This window comes from Vibrio sp. V39_P1S14PM300, from assembly GCF_009904765.1.
Classification (GTDB): domain Bacteria; phylum Pseudomonadota; class Gammaproteobacteria; order Enterobacterales; family Vibrionaceae; genus Vibrio; species Vibrio proteolyticus.
Genome location: NZ_WXWP01000167.1, coordinates 1 through 6,180 on the forward strand (window position 1 = coordinate 1; position 6,180 = coordinate 6,180).

At 50.6% G+C, this 6,180-nt stretch carries 5 protein-coding genes, 1 tRNA gene and 1 rRNA gene; 5 read left to right on the forward strand and 2 right to left on the reverse strand.

What is annotated here, in order from left to right:
- Nucleotides 1–230 precede the first annotated feature (230 nt).
- From leuA to CAG65_RS08295, 5 genes are all read left to right on the forward strand, one after another.
- Entirely contained in the window at nt 231–1,778 is a 1,548-nt protein-coding gene (leuA, locus tag CAG65_RS08275) for a 2-isopropylmalate synthase (RefSeq protein WP_021706888.1), read from the forward strand.
- A 59-nt stretch (nt 1,779–1,837) separates the two neighbouring features.
- Nucleotides 1,838–2,929, forward strand: coding sequence for a 3-isopropylmalate dehydrogenase (leuB, locus tag CAG65_RS08280; RefSeq protein ID WP_021706887.1), 1,092 nt, complete (start codon nt 1,838–1,840; stop codon nt 2,927–2,929).
- Nucleotides 2,930–2,992: 63 nt separating this feature from the next.
- The gene (gene leuC, locus CAG65_RS08285; RefSeq protein WP_161453319.1) at nt 2,993–4,393 is read left to right on the forward strand and encodes a 3-isopropylmalate dehydratase large subunit; all 1,401 of its coding nucleotides are present in this window, start codon (nt 2,993–2,995) and stop codon (nt 4,391–4,393) included.
- Nucleotides 4,394–4,404: 11 nt separating this feature from the next.
- Nucleotides 4,405–5,007 (forward strand): 3-isopropylmalate dehydratase small subunit, encoded by a 603-nt coding sequence (leuD, locus tag CAG65_RS08290; protein WP_161453320.1) that lies wholly within the window; start codon nt 4,405–4,407, stop codon nt 5,005–5,007.
- 111 nt (nt 5,008–5,118) lie between these two features.
- Nucleotides 5,119–5,901 carry a DUF547 domain-containing protein gene (locus tag CAG65_RS08295; protein WP_161453321.1) on the forward strand — a complete coding sequence of 261 codons (783 nt, stop codon included), beginning with the start codon at nt 5,119–5,121 and terminating at the stop codon, nt 5,899–5,901.
- Nucleotides 5,902–5,954: 53 nt separating this feature from the next.
- On the opposite strand, the gene rrf is transcribed toward CAG65_RS08295, so the two are convergent.
- Nucleotides 5,955–6,070 (reverse strand): 5S ribosomal RNA (gene rrf / locus CAG65_RS08300).
- Nucleotides 6,071–6,099: 29 nt separating this feature from the next.
- Nucleotides 6,100–6,175: transfer RNA gene (locus CAG65_RS08305), tRNA-Thr, on the reverse strand.
- Between the last annotated feature and the right edge of the window lie 5 nt (nt 6,176–6,180).

A 6,180-nucleotide genomic window follows, 5' to 3' on the forward strand; every position in this document is an offset into this window, starting at 1 on the left:
CCATTGAGTGCGGTACTAATTTGTTAACTTAATTCTGTGGAACGCTTAACAACATGACAGCACGTTTTTCTCTCCTGCTTAGCCTCCTCCTTATCGTGACCAGATCGCGCGGGTAGGCTGTGGAAGAAAAATAACCTCACAGAATGATACTAGACCCGCACGCAGATGCGGGTTTTTTTATACCTAAATACCGGAAGTAAAACGATTACTCATCGCAAAAGGAAGCAAACATGAACGATCAGGTCATAATCTTCGACACCACGTTACGTGATGGCGAACAAGCGTTGTCAGCAAGCTTGACGGTTAAAGAGAAACTGCAGATTGCGTATGCGCTTGAAAGGCTCGGCGTTGATGTGATCGAAGCAGGCTTCCCTATCTCTTCACCGGGTGATTTCGAGTCCGTACAAACTATCGCTAAAAACATTAAAAACAGCCGAGTTTGTGCCCTTTCGCGTGCCGTTGCGAAAGACATCGATGCCGCCGCCGAAGCGCTCAAAGTGGCGGACCAGTTCCGTATCCACACCTTTTTGGCCACCTCAACCATCCATGTCAAAGACAAACTGCGCCGCAGCTATGATGACGTGGTAGAAATGGCGGTTAACGCCGTCAAACATGCGCGTAAATATACCGATGATGTCGAGTTCTCGTGCGAAGATGCCGGTCGTACTCCGATTGACAATTTGTGCCGCATGGTTGAGGCCGCAATCAACGCAGGCGCGACCACCGTCAACATCCCAGACACCGTGGGCTACACCGTGCCAAGCGAATTTGGTGGCATCATCCAGACCCTGTTCAACCGCGTGCCAAACATTGATAAAGCGGTGATTTCCGTCCATTGCCATGACGACTTAGGAATGTCGGTCGCCAACTCGATTGCCGCGGTGCAGGCCGGCGCACGTCAGATAGAAGGCACCATCAACGGTATTGGTGAGCGCGCTGGTAACTGTTCGCTGGAAGAGATCGCGATGATCATCAAAACCCGCCAAGAGTTCTTAGGCGTACACACCGGCATCAAACACGAAGAGATCCACCGTACCAGTAAGTTGGTCAGCCAACTGTGCAACATGCCGATCCAGAGCAACAAAGCCATCGTCGGTGCCAACGCCTTCAGTCACTCGTCCGGTATTCACCAAGATGGCATGTTGAAGAACAAAAACACGTACGAAATCATGACACCGGAGTCCATCGGCCTGAAGAACCAGGCGTTGAATCTGACCAGTCGCAGCGGCCGTGCTGCAGTGAAAAGTCATATGGATGCCATGGGTTATAAAGAAGAAGAGTATAATCTGAACGCACTGTACGAAGATTTCCTGAAGCTGGCCGATCGCAAGGGCCAAGTGTTCGACTACGATCTGGAAGCCTTAATGCACTTCTCAAACCTGCGTGAAGAAGACGACTTCTACAAACTGAACTACCTGAGCGTGCAGTCCGGCAGCGTGATGGCAACGACCAGCATCAAACTGCTGTGTGGTGATGAAGAAAAATGCGAGGCAGCCGTCGGTAATGGTCCGGTCGATGCGTTATACCAGTGTATTTACCGCGTGACTGGGTACGATATCGTGCTGGACAAGTTTGACCTGACCGCCAAAGGGGAAGGGGAAGATGGTTTGGGGCAGGCGGACATCATTGCCAATTATAAAGGCCGTAAGTATCACGGCACTGGCGTCTCGACCGATATCGTCGAAGCGTCTGGCCAGGCGCTGCTGCATGTGATCAACAGCATTCACCGTGCGGATCAAGTGGCTGAAATTAAACAAAAACGCATCACAACAGTATAAAACGCTTCCGGAGGGAAATCGTACCTCCGGGGTCAGATAATGAACAAGAAAGGACAAACATGACAGACAAACATTACAAAATCGCCGTATTACCCGGAGATGGGATCGGCCCGGAAGTGATGGCACAGGCAAACAAAGTACTGGATGCGATTGAAAAGAAGCACTCAATCACCTTCGAGCGTGAGCAGCATGACGTAGGCGGCATCGCAATCGATAATCACGGTTGTCCGTTGCCTGAAAGCACCATCAGCGCGTGTGAAGAAGCAGATGCCGTACTGTTCGGCTCGGTGGGAGGCCCGAAATGGGAACACCTGCCACCGAATGATCAACCTGAACGCGGTGCCCTACTGCCACTACGCAAACACTTCCAGCTATTTTGTAACCTACGCCCAGCTCAAATCCACACTGGTCTGGAAGCCTTTTCTCCTTTGCGCGCTGATATTTCTGAGCGTGGTTTTGATATTGTCGTGGTTCGTGAGTTGACGGGCGGTATCTATTTTGGCCAGCCTAAGGGCCGTGAAGGCGAAGGCGCGACCGAAAAAGCATTTGATACTGAGATCTACCACCGTTTCGAGATCGAACGCATCGCCAAAATTGCATTTGAATCGGCACGTCTGCGCAATAAGAAAGTGTGTTCCATTGACAAAGCGAACGTGCTGCAAAGCTCGATCCTGTGGCGAGAAGTGGTGGAAGAGATCGCCAAAGATTACCCGGATGTCGAGCTTTCCCATATGTACATCGATAACGCCACCATGCAGTTGATCAAAGATCCGGCGCAGTTTGACGTCATGCTGTGTTCAAATATCTTCGGCGACATCATCTCAGACGAATGTGCCATGATTACCGGATCGATGGGTATGCTACCGTCAGCAAGTCTGAATGAGAGCAAGTTCGGCCTGTATGAACCAGCAGGCGGCAGCGCACCGGATATTGCAGGTAAGAACATCGCCAACCCAGTGGCACAGATTCTGTCGGCAGCGTTGATGCTACGTTACAGCCTGGGTGAGGAAGCGGCGGCGCAGGATATTGAAACAGCGGTATCTCAGGCCCTATCAGCCGGTGAGCTAACGGCCGATCTGGCCGGTGACCATCCGGCACTGTCGACCTCCGCCATGGGCGATACCATCGCCAGTTACATTTTAAACTCATAACAAGAATATCGTTGTCTGAGACCGAGCTTTACGCACGGCTCAGGCACGCAGGAAGCAAACACAATGGGCAAAACTCTGTATGAAAAAGTCTACGACGCGCATGTGGCCGTAGCCGCCGAAGGCGAAAACCCAATTCTGTATATCGACCGTCATCTGGTGCATGAAGTCACTTCACCACAAGCGTTTGATGGCTTGCGTGAGAAAGGCCGACCGGTTCGTCAGGTTGGCAAAACGTTCGCGACCATGGATCACAACGTATCCACGACCACCAAAGACATCAATGCGTCAGGTGAGATGGCGCGCATTCAGATGGAAACGCTGAAAAAGAACTGTGAAGAGTTCGGCGTCACTCTGTACGATATCAACCACAAATATCAGGGAATCGTCCACGTGATGGGGCCGGAGCTGGGCATTACCCTGCCGGGAATGACCATCGTATGTGGTGACTCTCACACCGCCACCCACGGTGCATTTGGCTCATTGGCGTTTGGTATCGGAACCTCCGAAGTGGAACACGTCCTGGCCACTCAAACGTTGAAGCAAGCGCGTGCTAAAACCATGAAAATTGACGTGCAGGGTAAAGTTGCACCAGGCATAACGGCCAAAGATATCGTGCTGGCCATCATCGGTAAAACCACCGCTGCAGGCGGAACAGGCTATGTGGTCGAATTCTGCGGTGAAGCAATCACCGACCTGACAATGGAAGGCCGTATGACGGTGTGTAACATGGCGATCGAATTAGGCGCTAAAGCGGGTCTAATCGCACCAGATGAAACCACCTTCGAGTACATCAAAGGGCGTAAGTTCGCCCCCACCGGAGCTAACTGGGAAGCGGCCGTTGAATACTGGAAAACATTCAGTACCGACGATGATGCAGAGTTTGATGCGGTGGTGACACTCAATGCTGCCGACATTAAGCCTCAGGTCACTTGGGGAACTAACCCGGGTCAAGTGATTGCCGTTGATGAGCCAATCCCGGCACCAGAAAGTTTCTCCGATCCAGTCGAACGCGCTTCTGCGCAGAAAGCCTTGGCTTACATGGGACTGGAAGCGGGCAAATCGCTGTCTGACTATAAAGTGGATAAAGTCTTCGTTGGCTCTTGCACCAACTCGCGTATCGAAGACATGCGCGCGGCGGCAGCCATAGCGAAAGGCAAACAAGTTGCTGCTCACGTTCAGGCATTGATTGTCCCAGGCTCAGAACAAGTCAAAGCTCAGGCGGAAGCTGAAGGTTTGGACGTGATATTTAAGGAAGCGGGGTTTGAATGGCGCTTACCAGGCTGTTCTATGTGTCTGGCAATGAACAACGACCGTTTAGGTCCCGGGGAGCGCTGCGCGTCAACCTCAAACCGTAACTTTGAAGGTCGTCAGGGCCGAGATGGCCGCACCCATCTGGTCAGCCCTGCTATGGCAGCAGCCGCTGCGATTGCTGGCCACTTCGTTGATATTCGTGAGTTGGACTAAGGAGAGAACAGATGTCAGGTTTTAAACAACATACAGGATTAGTGGTTCCTCTGGATGCAGCAAACGTCGACACCGATGCGATCATTCCTAAACAGTTCTTGCAAAAGGTGTCTCGCTTAGGCTTTGGCAAGCACCTCTTCCACGACTGGCGCTTCTTGGATGATGCAGGCCAACAGCCAAATCCGGATTTCGTCATGAACCAGCCACGCTACCAGGGCGCCTCTATCTTGCTCGCGCGGGAAAACTTCGGCTGTGGCTCATCACGTGAACACGCCCCTTGGGCACTGGCCGATTATGGTATCAAAGCGATGATCGCCCCAAGTTTTGCGGATATTTTTTACGGCAACTCCATCAACAACCAAATGGTTCCTGTACGCCTAACCGAACAAGAAGTGGATGAAATCTTCCAGTTCGTTGAAACGAACGAAGGCGCTGAGATTGAGGTTGATTTGGAAGCCAACCTGGTGCGGGCTAATGGCAAAGAGTATTCATTTGAGATTGACGAGTTTCGCCGTCACTGCCTGTTAAACGGCTTAGACAACATAGGTCTGACCCTACAACACGAAGACAAAATTTCAAACTACGAGGCGAAGATCCCCGAATTCTTGCGCTGAGATTTACCTGAGCAAAGATCACAAAAGGTTGGCCATGAGCCAGCCTTTTTTATTGAAAGCAATTACGCTTGAAGTGGGTCTACTCTTCAAATCATTCATTTGGAATTTATTATGACGCGCTTGCTGACTTTACTCTTAACTGCCCTTTCTTTTTACAGCTATGCAGCCCCTAAAGCGGAACTGTGGCCATACTGGCAACAAAGTGACGAAAGCAGCACATTATCCATTTCACATCAGGCATGGCAGGAGCTTCTGGATCGGTATCTGGTGAAGGAAGGAGAGTTTACCTTGTTTACTTATCAACAGGTGAAACCCGCCGATCGCAAAAAACTCAATAGCTACCTGCGTATGCTGAGCAGTATTGACCCATTACGCTACTCCAAAGCTGAGCAGTATGCATATTGGGTTAATTTGTATAACGCGATGACCGTAGAACTGATCCTCGACAGCTATCCCGTCAGTTCCATCACTAAATTAGGTGGGCTATTCAGTTTCGGCCCATGGGATGAAGAGATCACGAAAATTAACGGTCACCCTCTGACACTGAATGACATTGAGCATCGTATTTTACGCCCTATCTGGAATGATCCGCGTACGCACTACTCCGTCAACTGTGCCAGCCTGGGTTGTCCGAATTTACAGCAACAAGCCTTCACCGCAGAGAACAGCGAAGCGCTATTACAAAAAGCAGCCCGCGAATTCATTAACAGTAGCAAAGGCGCCCAAAAATCGAACGGTACACTGGTGCTGTCTTCTATTTATGAATGGTTTAGCGAGGATTTTGGTGATCGGCAGCAGCTCTTAGAACATTTAGGTGCCTATCGTACTGAACTGCAACATTACGATGGGAAGATAGATTACGACTATGACTGGCAACTCAACGAGAACAAATAACGCTCCAATAGCAAAAAACCTCAGCCAAAGGCTGAGGTTTTTCAGTATTTAGAGCCTAGCGATGTCCTACTCTCACATGGGGAAACCCCACACTACCATCGGCGCTACTCTGTTTCACTTCTGAGTTCGGCATGGAATCAGGTGGGTCCAAAGCGCTATGGTCGCTAAGCAAATTGTGTTCTCATTAGAGAGAATAACTGGTGCTGATACCCAGACTCGAACTGGGGACCTCATCCTTACCAAGGATGCGCTCTACCACCTGAGCTATATCAGCACACA

What these genes read in the sequence shown, in the direction of transcription:
- leuB (WP_021706887.1), top strand. Translation starts at nt 1,838, where the DNA reads ATGACAGACAAACATTACAAAATCGCCGTATTACCCGGAGATGGGATC.
- leuA (WP_021706888.1), top strand. Translation starts at nt 231, where the DNA reads ATGAACGATCAGGTCATAATCTTCGACACCACGTTACGTGATGGCGAA.
- leuC (WP_161453319.1), top strand. Translation starts at nt 2,993, where the DNA reads ATGGGCAAAACTCTGTATGAAAAAGTCTACGACGCGCATGTGGCCGTA.
- CAG65_RS08295 (WP_161453321.1), top strand. Translation starts at nt 5,119, where the DNA reads ATGACGCGCTTGCTGACTTTACTCTTAACTGCCCTTTCTTTTTACAGC.
- leuD (WP_161453320.1), top strand. Translation starts at nt 4,405, where the DNA reads ATGTCAGGTTTTAAACAACATACAGGATTAGTGGTTCCTCTGGATGCA.